At 71.1% G+C, this 14777-nt stretch carries 13 protein-coding genes and 1 tRNA gene; 11 read left to right on the top strand and 3 right to left on the bottom strand.

Annotated features, from left to right (window positions below):
* Window positions 1-711 precede the first annotated feature (711 nt).
* Window positions 712-786, bottom strand: a tRNA-Thr gene (locus MFF13_RS05160).
* A gap of 357 nt (window positions 787-1143) precedes the next feature.
* Here MFF13_RS05160 and MFF13_RS05155 point away from each other — a divergent pair.
* The 10 genes from MFF13_RS05155 (at window position 1144) to MFF13_RS05110 (ending at window position 12378) form a co-directional block, all read left to right on the top strand.
* A complete protein-coding gene (locus MFF13_RS05155) occupies window positions 1144-2517 on the top strand; it encodes an ABC1 kinase family protein (protein WP_147762448.1) in 1374 nt (457 codons plus the stop codon).
* 217 nt (window positions 2518-2734) lie between these two features.
* Window positions 2735-3028: an aa3-type cytochrome c oxidase subunit IV gene (locus tag MFF13_RS05150; protein ID WP_147752424.1), complete on the top strand. Its 294-nt coding sequence runs from the start codon at window positions 2735-2737 to the stop codon at window positions 3026-3028.
* 157 nt (window positions 3029-3185) lie between these two features.
* Window positions 3186-4439: a Re/Si-specific NAD(P)(+) transhydrogenase subunit alpha gene (locus MFF13_RS05145; RefSeq protein ID WP_147762449.1), complete on the top strand. Its 1254-nt coding sequence runs from the start codon at window positions 3186-3188 to the stop codon at window positions 4437-4439.
* Window positions 4440-4461: 22 nt separating this feature from the next.
* Window positions 4462-4911 carry an NAD(P) transhydrogenase subunit alpha part 2 gene (locus tag MFF13_RS05140; protein ID WP_147726547.1) on the top strand — a complete coding sequence of 150 codons (450 nt, stop codon included), beginning with the start codon at window positions 4462-4464 and terminating at the stop codon, window positions 4909-4911.
* 3 nt (window positions 4912-4914) lie between these two features.
* Window positions 4915-6315 (top strand): NAD(P)(+) transhydrogenase (Re/Si-specific) subunit beta, encoded by a 1401-nt coding sequence (locus MFF13_RS05135; RefSeq protein WP_147762450.1) that lies wholly within the window; start codon window positions 4915-4917, stop codon window positions 6313-6315.
* A gap of 176 nt (window positions 6316-6491) precedes the next feature.
* Window positions 6492-8120, top strand: coding sequence for a GAF domain-containing protein (locus MFF13_RS05130; RefSeq protein ID WP_147762451.1), 1629 nt, complete (start codon window positions 6492-6494; stop codon window positions 8118-8120).
* Window positions 8121-8167: 47 nt separating this feature from the next.
* Window positions 8168-10003, top strand: coding sequence for a single-stranded-DNA-specific exonuclease RecJ (gene recJ, locus MFF13_RS05125; RefSeq protein ID WP_238271134.1), 1836 nt, complete (start codon window positions 8168-8170; stop codon window positions 10001-10003).
* Between the two features lie 85 nt (window positions 10004-10088).
* Window positions 10089-10364 carry a hypothetical protein gene (locus MFF13_RS05120; RefSeq protein WP_147827979.1) on the top strand — a complete coding sequence of 92 codons (276 nt, stop codon included), beginning with the start codon at window positions 10089-10091 and terminating at the stop codon, window positions 10362-10364.
* Between the two features lie 140 nt (window positions 10365-10504).
* Window positions 10505-10780, top strand: coding sequence for a hypothetical protein (locus MFF13_RS05115; RefSeq protein WP_238271132.1), 276 nt, complete (start codon window positions 10505-10507; stop codon window positions 10778-10780).
* A gap of 437 nt (window positions 10781-11217) precedes the next feature.
* Complete coding sequence (locus MFF13_RS05110) at window positions 11218-12378, top strand: acetyl-CoA C-acyltransferase (protein WP_147762455.1); 1161 nt, start codon at window positions 11218-11220, stop codon at window positions 12376-12378.
* A 316-nt stretch (window positions 12379-12694) separates the two neighbouring features.
* On the opposite strand, the gene msrA is transcribed toward MFF13_RS05110, so the two are convergent.
* A complete protein-coding gene (gene msrA, locus MFF13_RS05105; RefSeq protein ID WP_238271156.1) occupies window positions 12695-13351 on the bottom strand; it encodes a peptide-methionine (S)-S-oxide reductase MsrA in 657 nt (218 codons plus the stop codon).
* A 76-nt stretch (window positions 13352-13427) separates the two neighbouring features.
* Window positions 13428-13748, bottom strand: a complete 321-nt coding sequence (locus MFF13_RS05100) for a PetM family of cytochrome b6f complex subunit 7 (protein WP_147752432.1) — start codon at window positions 13746-13748, stop codon at window positions 13428-13430.
* Window positions 13749-13881: 133 nt separating this feature from the next.
* Between MFF13_RS05100 and MFF13_RS05095 the strand changes: the two genes are divergently transcribed.
* Complete coding sequence (locus MFF13_RS05095) at window positions 13882-14601, top strand: HAD family hydrolase (RefSeq protein ID WP_238271130.1); 720 nt, start codon at window positions 13882-13884, stop codon at window positions 14599-14601.
* Window positions 14602-14777: the final 176 nt, after the last annotated feature.

The raw sequence follows: 14777 nt of genomic DNA, 5'->3' as shown, positions 1-14777 counted from the left end.
GGTCCCGCTAGGGATCGATCCGCAAGGACAATGCCGTCCACGCTTCTCTTTCTCAGATTCACTTGTCAAAGAGCGCCGGGCCAAAAACCCGTAGAAAACTCGGTGCGAACAAAAATCCGGGGCTATCAACCCCAAACCACCTTGCCCGTCTTAGAGAACCGTAGTCACCGCCCTACACAGGCCGAGTAGGTCGCCCATCGTTCGAAGAGGTCGAGAACGGTGACGGCAGGACCGACGATCGGGGTAGGGCAGGGGACCGGTGATGATGCTGTTCGACCCTGTGCCTCAGCGGCAACACCGTTAGTTGGACAGGGAAGGGATTGCGGGCTGACCTGAGTCGAACCCTCAGGCTGGTATCGCGGACCGCCCTTGTGAGACTGCCAGAACCGTTTCAGGGCACCGTCTGCTATCGAGTGACGGATACGTGCCTCGGAGGGTTCTTTGGTCCGTAACGATAGCTGAAAGCCGGACCAACCGTGACAGTGAACCATGCGTCACCGATCGGAAGGCAGACAGACCATCCCTTAAGCTCGTCTACGATCGAGAGGGGAGTTCGTTGCCGTAGATGAAAAACCCCTGTCTTAGGGTCCTTCCACGGCCGGGCGACTCTTAATGGCATGTGTGAGACCGCTGTGTGAGAGTGCGGTCATCCTCAAGCCGAGATTTTAGCCTAACCTCATGTAATCATTGAGGCCCGGGTGCCGGATGGGCTGGTGCCGGTGGAGAGGATCGAACTCCCGACCTTCGGTTTACAAAACCGCTGCACTACCGCTGTGCTACACCGGCGGACCCGTTTCGATGCCGCGGCGGGACGAAGCTGCGCCGCGGTGCTGATCGACGCGTCTTAGACGATGGTTGCGCGGGGTTCGTCAAGGCGCGGGACGCGGGCGCGCTCGTCGCCGCGACCCAGGGACCCAGCGCCCTGGCGGCAGGCGGCGAAGGGCTTATCTCAACAGCTGACGGTGCGCACGCGCCCGGGCGTCGCGATCTGCGATGCGTTCGGGCGAGGCGGTCCCGTCGGCGCTCCCCGAGGGCCCGGCATCCGGTCCGCCGCGGGCGAGCGCGTCGAAACGAGACCCGGAGCGCCCGGCCCACGCGGGTCGGATTGGGCTTCGCGGTCGGGGAGAGGTGCGAACCCAGCCGATGTCAGAGACCGATCCGGAAGCCAACCGCTTCTCCGCCCGCGCCAGCCGCTACGCCCGCGTCGGCGCCAACGTCGGCGGGGTCGCCGCGCGGATGGCCGGCGCCCGCTTGTTCGGCAAGGAGGGCACCACCAACGCGGCGGCTTTGGCGCAGGCGCTCGGCGGCCTGAAAGGCCCGATCATGAAGGTGGCGCAGCTGCTCGCCACCGTGCCCGACCTGCTCCCGCCCGAATACGCGGCGGAGCTGCAGAAGCTCCAGGCCGACGCGCCGCCGATGGGCGCGGCCTTCGTCAAGCGCCGGATGCAGGCCGAGCTCGGGGTCGGCTGGCAGGCGCGGTTCGAGAGCTTCGACCTGAAGCCCGCCGCCGCCGCCTCCCTCGGCCAGGTCCACCGCGCCACGGCGCTCGACGGCACGGCGCTCGCCTGCAAGCTCCAGTACCCGGACATGCAGTCGGCGGTGGAGGCCGACCTGAAGCAGCTCGAGGTCGCCTTCGCCCTGCACCGGCGGATGAACTCCTGGCTCGACACCCGCGAGATCGCCAAGGAGATCGGTGCCCGCGTCCGCGAGGAGCTGGACTACGCCCGCGAGGCCAAGCACGGCGCCCTCTACGGCACCGTCCTCAAGGACATCGCGGCGGTGCGCGTGCCGGCGATCCACGCGGATCTGTCGACCAAGCGCCTGCTGACGCTGGGCTGGCTCGACGGCGAGCGCATCCTCAACTTCACGGAATCCCCCGTCGAGATTCGAAACCGCATCGCGCAGGCGATGTTCAAGGCGTGGTGGCACCCGTTCAGCCGCGCCGCGGTGATCCACGGCGACCCGCACCTGGGCAACTACACGGTGTTCTCCGAGGGCGAAGGGGCAGAGCGGGAGCCGCAGGGCATCAACCTGCTCGACTACGGCTGCGTGCGGATCTTCCATCCGCGCTTCGTCGGCGGCGTGGTCGACCTCTACCGCGGCCTGCTCACCCAGGACATGGCGCGGACCGTCCACGCCTACGAGGTCTGGGGCTTCAAGGACCTCGACAAGGAGAAGATCGAGATCCTCAACATCTGGGCGCGCTTCATCTACGGGCCGCTGCTCGAGGATCGCACCCGCACCGTCGCCGACGGGGTGAAGCCCGGCGAGTACGGAAGGCGCCAGGCCTTCGAGGTGCACCAGGCCCTGAAGGCGAAGGGGCCGGTGACCGTGCCGCAGGAATTCGTGTTCATGGACCGGGCCGCGGTCGGCCTCGGAGCCGTGTTCCTGCACCTCAAGTCCGAGCTCAACTATCACCGCCTGTTCGAGGCGGAGATCGAGCGCTTCAGCCTCGACGCTCTCGCCGAGCGGCAGGCGGAGGCGCTCGGCGCGGTCGGGCTGCCTCTGCCGGCCTGAGGGTTCGCGAATCGGGGGCCTCGGCGGATCGCGAGATAACGCGTCCCTCGCCGGCTCACGATCGCGTGTCCGGACGATCTTTTGTGCGCAAGTGAATTGAGGGCCAAGCAAAGCCGTGCGATGCCCGATCCCGCCGGTTGCGGCCGATTGCGGCAGCAATAAGCTTGGGCTAAACCCGCTCCCACCGAGAAGTGGTAGCGTCGAGGACGAGCGCACGATGGCCGATACGAAGGGCGTTTCCGGTGGGGCCTACAGCCCCGCGATGGACGCGAAGACGCACGAGCAGACCTATCGGGGATTCGTCCGCTTCGTCGAGATCGCCAGCGGCGTGGTGATCTGCTGGGTGCTCGCCCTGGCGGTCGGCGGCATTCGCGAGGCCTGGCTCACCGCGATCCTCGGCGTCGTCCTCTCGAGCGCGGCAGGCGCCCTCGGCGCCTTCGCGCCGAACATCGGCTGGCGTGCGCCTTGCGTGGTCGCCGTGCTCATGGCCCTCTATCTCGCCTTCGCCTGAGGCCTGACGTCTCGGAAAGGATCGGGGCGGTCCGCGCTCCGGAATTCGGGGCCGCCGCTTACAATCGTCACGCTTCCGTCAGTTCGTCTTACCAACTCGCCTCGAAAAGCCGTTCCATATCGCGCATTCGGGAGCGGTCAATCGAGGGAAGTCCTGAATGCGCATCGCTGTCCTGTCGGAGACCGATTCCGCGGAACCGCGGGTCGCGGCGGTGCCCGAGACGGTCAAGAAGTTCCTGGCGCTCGGCGCCGACGTGACCGTCCAGTCGGGCGCCGGGCTGAGGGCCGGCATGCCGGATTCCGAGTACGAGGCGGTCGGGGCCTCGGTCGCAGGCTCGGCCGAACAGGCCGCCCGCGACGCCGACCTGATCCTCAAGGTCCGCCGCCCCGGCGCCGACGAGCTCAAGCTCCTCAAGCGGGGCGCCGTGGTCGTCGCGATCATGGACCCCTACGGCCACGAGGCCGAGCTGCAGGCGATGGCCGAGGCGGGCGTCGACGGCTTCGCCATGGAGCTGATGCCGCGCATCACCCGCGCGCAGGTGATGGACGTGCTCTCGAGCCAAGCCAACCTCGCCGGCTACCGCGCCGTGGTCGACGGCGCCTCCGAGTACGGCCGCGCCATGCCGATGATGATGACGGCGGCCGGCACCGTGCCTGCCGCCCGCGTGTTCGTGATGGGCGTCGGCGTCGCCGGCCTGCAGGCCATCGCCACCGCCCGCCGCATGGGCGCGGTCGTCACCGCCACCGACGTGCGCCCGGCGACCAAGGAGCAGGTCGAGTCGCTCGGCGCGAAGTTCGTCGCCGTCGAGGACGACGAGTTCAAGCAGGCCGAGACCAAGGGCGGCTACGCCAAGGAGATGTCGGCCGAGTACCAGAAGAAGCAGGCCGACCTCGTCGCGACCCACATCGCCAAGCAGGACATCGTCATCACCACGGCGCTGATCCCCGGCCGCCCCGCGCCCAAGCTGGTCTCGGCGGCGATGGTCGCCTCGATGAAGCCCGGCTCGGTGCTCGTGGACCTCGCGGTGGAGCGCGGCGGCAACGTCGAGGGCGCCAAGCCCGGCGAGGTCGTCGTCAACGACCGCGGCGTGAAGATCGTCGGCCACCTCAACGTCGCCGGCCGGCTCGCGGCCAGCGCCTCGGCGCTCTATGCGCGCAACCTCTACGCCTTCGTCGAGACCCTGGTCGACAAGGAGTCGAAGGCGCTGGCGATCAAGTGGGACGACGAGCTCGTCAAGGCCACCAACCTGACCCACGACGGCTCCGTGGTGCACCCGTCCTTCCAGCCGAAGGCCGACGCGGCGGTCGCCGACCGCCCGAAGGACTCGCCGCAATCCGAGCCGGCCTCGGTCGGGCTGTCGAAGACCGGGGTGTCGGCGTCACCCAGCACTCAGCCAACGGGCGCGGCGTAGGCCGGTCGCGAGGAGCATAACGATGGCCAACATCCCCCCCGATCAGGCGGTCGACCAGACCCGCGTCCTCGCCGACACCGCGCGCTCGGCCGCGGCCGCCGCGCGCAACGCCGCCGACCAGGCGCAGGCGATCGCCGACGGCGTCGGCCACGGCCTCAGCGCCGTGACCCACGGCGCCGTCGACGCCACCGTGTTCCAGCTCGCGATCTTCGTGCTCGCGATCTTCGTCGGCTACTACGTGGTGTGGTCGGTGACCCCGGCGCTGCACACCCCGCTGATGTCGGTCACCAACGCGATCTCGTCCGTCATCATCGTCGGCGCGATCCTCGCCGCCGGCGTGCCGCTGATCGAGAAGGGCACCGGCTGGGCCCGCGCCTTCGGGTTCATCGGCATCGTGCTGGCCAGCGTGAACATCTTCGGCGGCTTCCTGGTCACCCAGCGCATGCTCGCCATGTACAAGAAGAAGGCCTGAGACATGTCCCAGAACGTCTCCGCCCTTCTCTACATCGTCTCGGGCGTCTTGTTCATCATGGCGCTGCGGGGGCTTTCGCACCCGACAACGTCGCGGCAGGGCAACCTCTACGGCATGGTCGGCATGGCGCTGGCCGTACTCACCACCCTGGTCGGCCATCCGCCGGCCGGCGCGGGCGCCTGGCTCCTCGTCTTCCTCGGGCTCGCCATCGGCGGCGGCGCGGGTGCGGTCATCGCCAAGCGCGTGCCGATGACGGCGATGCCGCAGCTCGTCGCCGCCTTCCACTCGCTCGTCGGCCTCGCCGCCGTGGCGGGTGCGGCCGCGACGCTCTACGCGCCGCAGGCCGTGGGCATCCTCGAGAACGGCCACATCCACAAAGAGTCGCTGTTCGAGATGGCGCTCGGCGCGGCGATCGGCGCGATCACCTTCACCGGTTCGGTCATCGCCTTCGCCAAGCTCGACGGCCGGATGTCCGGCAAGCCGATCATGCTGCCGAGCCGGCACCTCATCAACATCGGCCTCGCGGTGGCGCTGGTCGTGCTGATCGCGGTGTTCATCGGCGGCGAGAGCAAGGTCGTCTTCTGGCTGATCGTGCTGCTGTCCTTCGCCCTCGGCGGCCTGCTCATCATCCCGATCGGCGGCGCGGACATGCCCGTCGTCGTCTCGATGCTGAACTCCTACTCGGGCTGGGCCGCCGCCGGCATCGGCTTCACGCTGGGCAACCTCGCGCTGATCATCACCGGCGCGCTGGTCGGCTCGTCGGGCGCGATCCTGTCCTACATCATGTGCCACGCGATGAACCGCTCGTTCATCTCGGTCATCCTCGGCGGCTTCGGCGGCGACGCCGCGGCGGGTGCCGGCGGCGGCGAGGTCGAGACCCGGCCGGTCAAGCAGGGCTCGGCGGACGACGCGGCCTACATCATGAAGAACGCCGAGCGGGTCATCATCGTGCCGGGCTACGGCATGGCGGTGGCGCAGGCGCAGCATTCGCTGCGCGAGATGGCCGACCTGCTCAAGAAGGAGGGCGTCGACGTGAAGTACGCCATCCACCCCGTCGCCGGCCGCATGCCCGGCCACATGAACGTGCTGCTCGCCGAAGCCAACGTGCCCTACGACGAGGTGTTCGAGCTGGAGGACATCAACGGCGAGTTCCCGCAGGCCGACGTGGCCTTCGTGATCGGCGCCAACGACGTCACCAACCCGGCCGCCAAGACCGACAAGGCCTCGCCGATCTACGGCATGCCGATCCTCGACGTGGAGCGGGCCAAGACCGTGCTGTTCATCAAGCGCGGCATGGGCTCGGGCTACGCCGGCGTCGAGAACGAGGTGTTCTTCCGCGACAACACGATGATGCTGTTCGGCGACGCCAAGAAGGTCGTCGACCAGATCCTCAAGAACCTCTGACCGGACGTCCTTCGATCCGGGATGCGGCGGACGGGGCGGGCAGCGATGCCCGCCCTTCTGCGTTCCGGGCGCTCGGGCTCGGGGTGCGCCCCGACGATGACTTGTGTCGAGCGGGGTCCTACAACCGCAACGCCGACCGCCGATCCGGTGCGACGGTTCTCCAACCCGGGGCTGGCATGTCGCCCGAGACCTCCGATCCCGAGCGCCTCGCCGAGTTGGAGGCGCTCGCCATCCTCGACACGGCCCCGGAGGAGGCCTTCGACGACGCGGTCCAGATCGCGCGCGCGCTCTGCGCCGCCCCCGTCGCCCTGGTGAGCCTCGTCGCCGCCGACCGGCAATGGTTCAAGGCCCGCGCCGGCTTCCTGTTCTGCGAGACCGAACTCAACGCCTCCATCTGCCGGCACGCGCTGGGCGAGCCGGACCTGCTCGTCATCCCCGACCTGACGCAGGACCCGCGCACCCGCGAGAACCCGCTCGTCACCGGCCCGCCGGGGATCCGGTTCTATGCCGGCGCGCCCCTGCGCACGTCGAGCGGCCGGGCGCTGGGCAGCCTCTGCGTCATCGACACCGTGCCCCGGCCCGGGGGCCTGAACGAGGATCAGGCTGACGCGCTTCGGCGGCTGGCCCGGCAGATCATGATCCTGATGCGCGAGCGGCGCCAGCTGGTCCGCCTGCAGGTCGAGGAGCGCCTGACCCGCGCCGCCTCGATCCGCCGGGCGGCCTTGATCGAGCTCGGCGACCACCTGCGCGACGTCACCTGCGTCGCCGCCATGACCGCCAAGGCCGCCGAGATCGTCGGCCGGACGCTCGATGCCAGCCGGGCCGGCTACGGCGAGATCGACGCGAGCGGGGTGCACGTCACGATCCTCCAGGACTGGACCGCGGCGGGGGTGGAAAGTCTCGCCGGCACGCACCGCTTCGCCGATTTCGGCCGCCTCGGCGCCTCGATCGAGCGCGGCGACGCCCTCGTCGTCGGCGCGGTCGCAGAGGACCCGCGGACCGCGCCGTTCGCAGCGCCGTTCATGGCGCAGGCCATCGGCGCCATGCTCGACGTGCCGGTGCGCGAGCGCGGACGGACGGTCGGGCTGTTCTTCGTCCACGCCGCCGCGCCGCGCGACTGGCTGCCGGAGGAGGTCGCCTTCGCCCGCAACGTCGCGGACCGGGTCCAGGTCGGGATCGGCCGCCTGCGGGCCGAGGAGCAGCAGGCGGTGCTCAATCGCGAGCTGAGCCACCGGATGAAGAACACCCTGGCGATGGTGCAGGCCATCGCCATGCAGACCATGCGCAACGCCACCGACCTGGAGGCGGCCCGCGACGCCCTCGCCAACCGGCTGATCGCGCTGGGCAAGGCGCACGACATCCTGCTCGACGGCACCCGCGAGAGCGCGAGCCTCGAAAAGGTCGTCCAAGGCGCGCTGACGATTCACGACGACGCGCAGGCGGGCCGCCTGCGGCTGTTCGGCCCGCACGTTCAGGTCGGCTCCAAGGCCGCGCTGTCGCTGTCGCTGATGATCCACGAGCTCGCGACGAACGCCGCCAAGTACGGCGCGCTGTCGACGCCCGCGGGCTTCATCGTGGTGGATTGGTCGATCGATGCCGCCGGCCGCGAGCCTATGGTCCGGCTGCGCTGGGCCGAGAGCGGCGGGCCGCCGGTCGCGACGCCGACGCGGCTCGGGTTCGGCAGCCGCCTGATCGAGCGGGGCTTGGCCGGGGCGATCGGCGGCGAGGTCCGGCTGACCTACCCGCCGGACGGCGTGCTCTGCGAGTTGGACGTGCCGCTCTCCGGGATGGAAGCCGACGAGTAGCGACCGCGACCCACATGCGGGCCGGGATTTGGCCGCCGTTGCGGTCTATGGTGGCCCCCGTGTCAGCCCTTCCTCACCTCTCGGCCCAGCCCGAGGCGCCCCGCGCCTTCCTCGGCGTCACCCGGTCCGTCCTCGGGCGGCCATGGCGGGAACGCTACGCCGACCCGGCGGCGCAGGCCTACGCCGCGACCATGGTCCAGGCCCACGGCTTGCCGGAGCTGCTCGCCCGCGTGCTCGCCGGGCGCGGCGTCCGGCCGGACGGGTCGGAGGCCTACCTGCGCCCGCGCCTGCGCGACCTGATGCCGGACCCCGCCTGCCTCGTCGACATGGGGCCGGCGACCGAGCGCCTCGCGCGGGCGGTGCGCCGGGGCGAGAGCGTCGCGGTGTTCGGCGACTACGACGTCGACGGCGCCGCAAGCGCGGCCCTGCTGGCGGGATACCTGCGCCGGCTCGGCGTGCCGACCCGCATCCACATCCCCGACCGGATCACCGAGGGCTACGGGCCGAACGCGGCCGCGATCGCCGCGCTCGCCGGCGAGGGGGCGACGCTCCTCGTCTGCGTCGATTGCGGCACCAGCGGGCATGGTCCTCTGGCGGAAGCGGCCCGGCTCGGCCTCGACGTGATCGTCCTCGACCATCACGGTGCCCCCGAGCTGCTGCCGCCGGTCTGCGCCCTGGTGAACCCGAACCGCCTCGACGACCTTTCCGGTCTCGGCCACCTCTGCGCCGCGGGCGTCGTGTTCCTCACCCTGGTGGCCCTCGCCCGCACGCTTCGGGCGGAGGGGTATTTCGGGTCCCATCCCGAGCCGCCGCTCACCGATGCCCTCGACCTCGTGGCTTTGGCCACCGTCGCCGACGTGGTGCCGCTGACGGGCCTCAACCGCGCCTTCGTGGTCCAGGGGCTGACCGTGATGCGCGCCCGCGGCCGCCATGGGCTCGCCGCGCTCCTCGATGCCGCCGCCCTCGACGGGCCGCCGGAGGCGTGGCACCTCGGCTACCTGCTCGGCCCTCGCATCAACGCCGGCGGGCGCATCGGCGATGCGGGCCTGGGCGCGCGCCTGCTCACCACCGACGACCCGGCCGAAGCCGCCCGCATCGCGGTGGAGCTCGACCGCCTGAACCGCGAGCGCCAGGCGATCGAGGCTCAGGCGGTGGCGGAAGCCGAAGCGGAGATGGACCACGCCCTCGCCCTCGACCCCGATCGCCCGGTGCTGGTCGCAGGCAGCGCGGAGTGGCATCCGGGCATCGTCGGGCTGATCGCGGCGCGCCTCAAGGAGCGCTTCGGCCGACCGGCCTTCGCCTTCGCCCTCCGGCCGGACGGGTCGGCCACCGGCTCGGGCCGCTCGATCGCCGGCGCCGACCTCGGCCACGCGGTCCGCGCCGCCGTCGAAGCCGGCCTGGCGACGAAGGGCGGCGGCCACGCCATGGCCGCGGGCGTGACGCTGGCCGGCCCCGACCTGACGCGCTTCGCCGCCTTCCTCGCCGCGGACCTGGCGGAGGCCGTGGCCGAGGCGCGGGCGGTCGAGGCTTTGCTCCTCGACGGCACGGTCAGCGCCGGCGGCGCCACCGCCGAGACCGTCCGCCTGATCCAGCGCGCCGGCCCGTTCGGGCAGGGCGCGCCGGAGCCGGTCTTCGCCCTGCCGCGCCATCGCATCGTCGACGCCGGCCTCGTCGGCCACGGCCATGTCCGCGCGCGCCTGCGCAGCCGCGACGGACAGGCGGTCGGCGCGATCAGCTTCCGGAGCGCGCAAGGCCCGCTCGGACAGGCGATCCTCGCGGGAATCGGCTCCGAGTTCCACGTCGCCGGCACGCTGGCCTGCGACCGCTGGCGCGGGGCCGAGCGGGCGCAGGTCCGCATCTGCGATCTCAGCCCCGCGACTTGAGCCTCGCCGCGGAGCCGGCCTCGGCCCCGGCGCTCTCGCTACATCGTTAACGCGGCGTGGAGGCGCCGCGCCGTAAGCTCTCCGCATGCGCCTCCTCCTCTCCGCCACCCTCCTCCTCGCCGCGGCGCCGGCCTGCGCCGGCGGGGCCGAGGAGTTCTTCCTCGGCCGCCCGCCCTCGGTCGGCGTGGTGCAGGGCGGCGCCTTCGGCGTCGGCGGCGCGGACTACCTCGACGAGTCGCGCGCCCGCCGCCCGGTCTCGGCCCCGCGCCCCGTGCGGACCGCCCACCGCGTGGTCCACGCCCAGCGCGTGCGCCCGGTAGACCCGACCGCGATCGTCGCGCGGCCCTACTTCAAGCCGTGAGGCACCTGAGCGTTTTAATCCGCCCTGCCGCGTGCGGTGCGTCACGCCGCCAGAGGAATGGGCAAGCTATATAAGGTTCATGCAAGACGAATCGACGCCGAACCGGCGGACAGTCTTGTAAGAAGGAGCCTTATATCCACATGAAGACCCGTTCCGTTGCCGCAGTTGCTGTTCTGATCCTCGGCGTTGCTGTGCCCGCCTCGTCCGCGATGGCGTTCCGCTCTGAGGCGCCCGCCGCCCGCGTCGCCCCGCCCTCGCCCTACGACGACCTGACCACCGGTTCGCTCGGGTTCGACGCCGTGCCGGCGCCGCGCAGCGCCTGGTGCGCCCCGAGCTCGGCGAGCGAGGGCAACGCCAACCAGCAGACCCGCCCGGTGATGCAGTACGGCCAGACCAGCGGCGGACCCCGCTGCTGAGCGCGAAGCGGAACGGAATCACGTCCATGAAGCTGTTCAGCTACGCGATGATCGGCGCCTTCGTCTGCGGCCTCATCCTCACCGCCGTCGGCTCCGTCAACGTCCTGATGTCCCTCTGACGCCGATGTCGGTGGGGCGCCGTTTCCACGCGGCGCGCGACCGGGTGTGACGCGCGATCTCCCTCCCTTGCAGAGGGGGGAGGGCATCGCAGGTGGCGAATTTCTCTTCGACCCCACTGGCAGCACCGGGAGGACGGCGGCGAGCCGATCGTCACTGGTGTCGACTCGCCTCTCGCGTGCTGCGTGAATACGGTGGTCCGCGCCAGAGTAAGGTCGGTGCTTCGTCCGAACACCCCGGGGCGGCACATCCAGGCTGGACATCTCTTAGGCGCCGGATTGGAATGTCCCCCTGTCCAAACGATGCCACGGGAGCCGAGGATGTCCGATCCGATCGTGATCGCCGGGGCGGCGCGCACGCCGATGGGGGCGTTCCAGGGTGAGCTCGCCCGCGTCGCGGCTCCGGAGCTCGGCGCGGCGGCGATCCGCGCGGCGGTGGCGCGAGCCGGGCTCTCCGGCGACGGCGTATCCGAGGTGGTGATGGGCTGCGTCCTGCCGGCCGGCCTTGGCCAGGCGCCGGCGCGGCAGGCGGCGCTCGGCGCGGGCCTGTCCGACGCGACACCCTGCGCCACCCTGAACAAGGTCTGCGGGTCGGGCATGAAGGCGCTGATGCTCGGCCACGACATGATCGCGGCGGGCTCGGCCGAGACCGTGGTCGCGGGCGGCATGGAGTCGATGTCGAACGCGCCCTACCTCCTCGACAAGGCGCGGGCCGGCCAGCGCCTCGGCCACGGGCGCATGATCGACCACATGTTCCTCGACGGGCTGGAGGACGCCTACGACCGCGGCCGGCTGATGGGCACCTTCGCCGAGGACACTGCGCAGCACTACCAGTTCACCCGGGAGGCGCAGGACGCCTACGCCCTCGAGTCGCTGGCCCGCGCCAAGCGCGCGACGGCCGACGGGGCCTTCGCCGACGAGATCGTCGCCGTCGGCGAGGTCACGAGCGACGAGGGCCCGCGCAAGGCCCGGCCCGAGAAGATCCCGACCCTGAAGCCCGCCTTCCGCCCCGACGGCACGGTGACGGCGGCCAACGCCTCGTCGATCTCCGACGGCGCGGCGGCCCTGGTGCTGATGCGCCGGTCGCAGGCGGAGCGCGGCGGCGTCGCGCCCCTCGGGATCGTGCGCGGCCACGCGAGCCACGCGGCCGCCCCGGCCTGGTTCTCGACCGCGCCGATCGGCGCCATCCGCAAGCTCCTGGACAAGGTCGGCTGGCAGGCCGGCGAGGTCGACCTCTACGAGATCAACGAGGCCTTCGCCGTGGTGGCGATGGCCGCGATGCGCGACCTCGACCTGGCGCCCGACCGCGTCAACGTCCACGGCGGCGCCTGCGCGCTCGGCCACCCGATCGGCGCCTCGGGCGCCCGCATCGTCGTCACGCTGCTCGCCGCGCTCGCCCGCACCGGCGGACGGCGGGGGATCGCCGCGCTCTGCATCGGCGGCGGCGAGGCGACGGCGATCGCGTTGGAGCGGATGTCCTGAGGGTTGCACGGACGTTCGACGGGTGGAACGCATTTCCCCTCTCCCCGCGAGCGGGGAGAGGCCCGCACGGACCTCGTCGTCCGTGCGGGAAGCGGAGGCGAAGCCGCAGCGGCGGTGAGGGGGGCGGAGCCGGACGAGCCTCTTCCGGGTCGGCCCCCTCACCCTCGGCTGCCGCCTCGCTTTGCCGACGACGAGGTCGTCAAAGCCCTCTCCCCGCAGGCGGGGCGAGGGGATGCGTGGTCTCGATCAGAGCCAGGCGTCGATGCGGACGGGTGCGGAACCCGGCGAACGGATCGCAGGCTGACGTTCCAAGCCTTCAGGCCGCCACGCCGGTCCCGATCGGGCAGGCCACGCCGGTTCCGCCCAGGCCGCAATAGCCCGCCGGGTTCTTGGCGAGGTACTGCTGGTGATAGCCTTCCGCGAAGTAGAAGGTCTGGCCGGAGACGATCTCGGTGGTGATGTCCGGGAAGCCCCGGGCCTTCAGCGCCGCGGCGTAGGCCGAGCGGACGGCCTTGGCCGTCGCCTCCTGCGCGGGATCGGTGAGGTAGATGCCGGAACGGTACTGCGTGCCGACGTCGTTGCCCTGGCGGTAGCCCTGCGTCGGGTCGTGGCTCTCGAAGAAGGTCTTGAGCACGGCGTCCAGCGGCAGCACCATCGGGTCGAAGGCCACCAGCACGACCTCGTTGTGCCCGGTGCGGCCGGAGCACACCTCCTCGTAGGTCGGGTTCGGGGTGAAGCCGCCTTGGTAGCCTACCGCCGTGACGAACACGCCCTCGGGCAGCTGCCAGAACTTGCGCTCGGCGCCCCAGAAGCAGCCGAAGCCGAGGCCGATCGTCTCGATGCCCGGCGGATACGGGCCCTTCAGCGGGTTGCCGCTGACGAAGTGGGTCTCGTCGGTCGGCAGCGGATCGGGGCGGCCGGGCAGGGCGTCGGCCGGGCTCGGCATCTCGGCCTTCTTGCGGAACAGGTGCAGCATCGGGCGTCCTTCGGGCAGGGTCGGATGATGCCCGTATATGGGGTCGCCTGCCCGGTTCATGAAGCGGACGCCGTCAGGAGCGCGTGAGGAACCCGATCGGTTCGCGCGCCGGCTGGCCGAGCCAGAGCAGCACCGCGCCGAGGCCGAGACCGAGCAGCGAGGCCGGCGCCAGCGTCAGCGGCAGCACCGCGAGGTTCCACAGCCACGGGGCGACGCCCTCGACCGCACCCTGAAGCGCGTTCGCCTTGTCCTTGAACAGGGTGAACAGCAGCTCGCTCAGCGGTGTGATCCGCAGGCCGTTGTTCGCGACCGAGCGCGCCCCGTCGTAGACCAGGGCGACGAAGCCGCCGGCCAGCAGCACGAAGCCGAGGAAGCGCAGGAGAAAACGGAACATCGCGGGGTCTCGGGAGCACGCTTGTCGGCCGGTCCTGAGGGGGTTACGAGCCCCGCCCGCGCCGCGCAAGCGGTTGCCGCGCCCGCGCCCGCCGTGCCACAGGGGTGATCCCGGCGACAGGAACCGACCTTCCGTGAGCATAAGCCTACAGGCCCCGGCGCCGGCCCTCGTGATCTTCGATTGCGACGGCGTTCTGGTCGACAGCGAGCCCCTGAGCCTCGCCTGCCTCACCGCCGGGCTCAACCGCATCGGCGTCGCCATCGACGTCGAGACCGTGCGGGCGCGCTTCGCCGGCACCTCCATGACCTCGATCATGGGCCACGTCGAACGCGACTACGGCGTGACGGCTCCCGAGGGCTTCGTCGCGGCGGTGAAGGCCGAGACCCTGGCGATCTTCGACGCGGAGCTACAGGCCATGGCCGGGATCGCCGACGCCGTCGCGGCCCTGTCGCTGCCGACCTGCGTCGCCTCGAGCAGCGATCCCGTGCGGCTGCGCCACTCGCTCGGCCTCACCGGCCTGCTGCCGCTGTTCGAGGGGCGGATCTACTCGGCTGTCGAGGTCGCCCGCGGAAAGCCGTTCCCCGACCTGTTCCTGCACGCCGCCGCGCGGATGGGGTTCTCCCCCGACGCCTGCCTGGTCATCGAGGACAGCGTGCCCGGCGTCACCGCAGCGCGGGCCGCCGGGATGCGGGTGCTGGGCTTCGCCGGCGGCGGCCATTGGGGCCACGACCGCGACGGCGCCGACCTGCTGGCGGCCGGCGCCGCCCGGGTCTACCGCGACCACCGCGACCTCTCCGCGCTCCTGGCCGCGCTTCCGGCCGAGACCCTTGCTGCGACCTCCGCGCAGGCCTGAGGCAGGATCGGGCTGCCGGTGCGGGCGGCGACGCGCGTTTTTTGCCCGAAACCTTCGGAAAAACGGAAACGGCTTCCTTTGACGCGGAGGCCTGCAATGTCCATCTTAGTCAGACAGGGCGATGCCAAGCATCGCCGGCCGCGGTGATTTGAAGAGCCTCGCTTGCGCCGCGTCAT

The sequence above is a fragment of the Methylobacterium cerastii genome (genome assembly GCF_022179125.1).
GTDB classification, from domain to species: Bacteria; Pseudomonadota; Alphaproteobacteria; order Rhizobiales; family Beijerinckiaceae; genus Methylobacterium; species Methylobacterium cerastii.
This window is presented reverse-complemented; position numbering and strand designations above follow the sequence as displayed.

Excerpts from the sequence above, each read along its gene's own strand:
- MFF13_RS05155 (WP_147762448.1), top strand. The coding sequence starts at position 1,144 with ATGTCAGAGACCGATCCGGAAGCCAACCGCTTCTCCGCCCGCGCCAGC.
- MFF13_RS05150 (WP_147752424.1), top strand. The coding sequence starts at position 2,735 with ATGGCCGATACGAAGGGCGTTTCCGGTGGGGCCTACAGCCCCGCGATG.
- MFF13_RS05145 (WP_147762449.1), top strand. The coding sequence starts at position 3,186 with ATGCGCATCGCTGTCCTGTCGGAGACCGATTCCGCGGAACCGCGGGTC.
- MFF13_RS05140 (WP_147726547.1), top strand. The coding sequence starts at position 4,462 with ATGGCCAACATCCCCCCCGATCAGGCGGTCGACCAGACCCGCGTCCTC.
- MFF13_RS05135 (WP_147762450.1), top strand. The coding sequence starts at position 4,915 with ATGTCCCAGAACGTCTCCGCCCTTCTCTACATCGTCTCGGGCGTCTTG.
- MFF13_RS05130 (WP_147762451.1), top strand. The coding sequence starts at position 6,492 with ATGTCGCCCGAGACCTCCGATCCCGAGCGCCTCGCCGAGTTGGAGGCG.
- recJ (WP_238271134.1), top strand. The coding sequence starts at position 8,168 with ATGGTGGCCCCCGTGTCAGCCCTTCCTCACCTCTCGGCCCAGCCCGAG.
- MFF13_RS05120 (WP_147827979.1), top strand. The coding sequence starts at position 10,089 with ATGCGCCTCCTCCTCTCCGCCACCCTCCTCCTCGCCGCGGCGCCGGCC.
- MFF13_RS05115 (WP_238271132.1), top strand. The coding sequence starts at position 10,505 with ATGAAGACCCGTTCCGTTGCCGCAGTTGCTGTTCTGATCCTCGGCGTT.
- MFF13_RS05110 (WP_147762455.1), top strand. The coding sequence starts at position 11,218 with ATGTCCGATCCGATCGTGATCGCCGGGGCGGCGCGCACGCCGATGGGG.
- MFF13_RS05100 (WP_147752432.1), bottom strand. The coding sequence starts at position 13,748 with ATGTTCCGTTTTCTCCTGCGCTTCCTCGGCTTCGTGCTGCTGGCCGGC.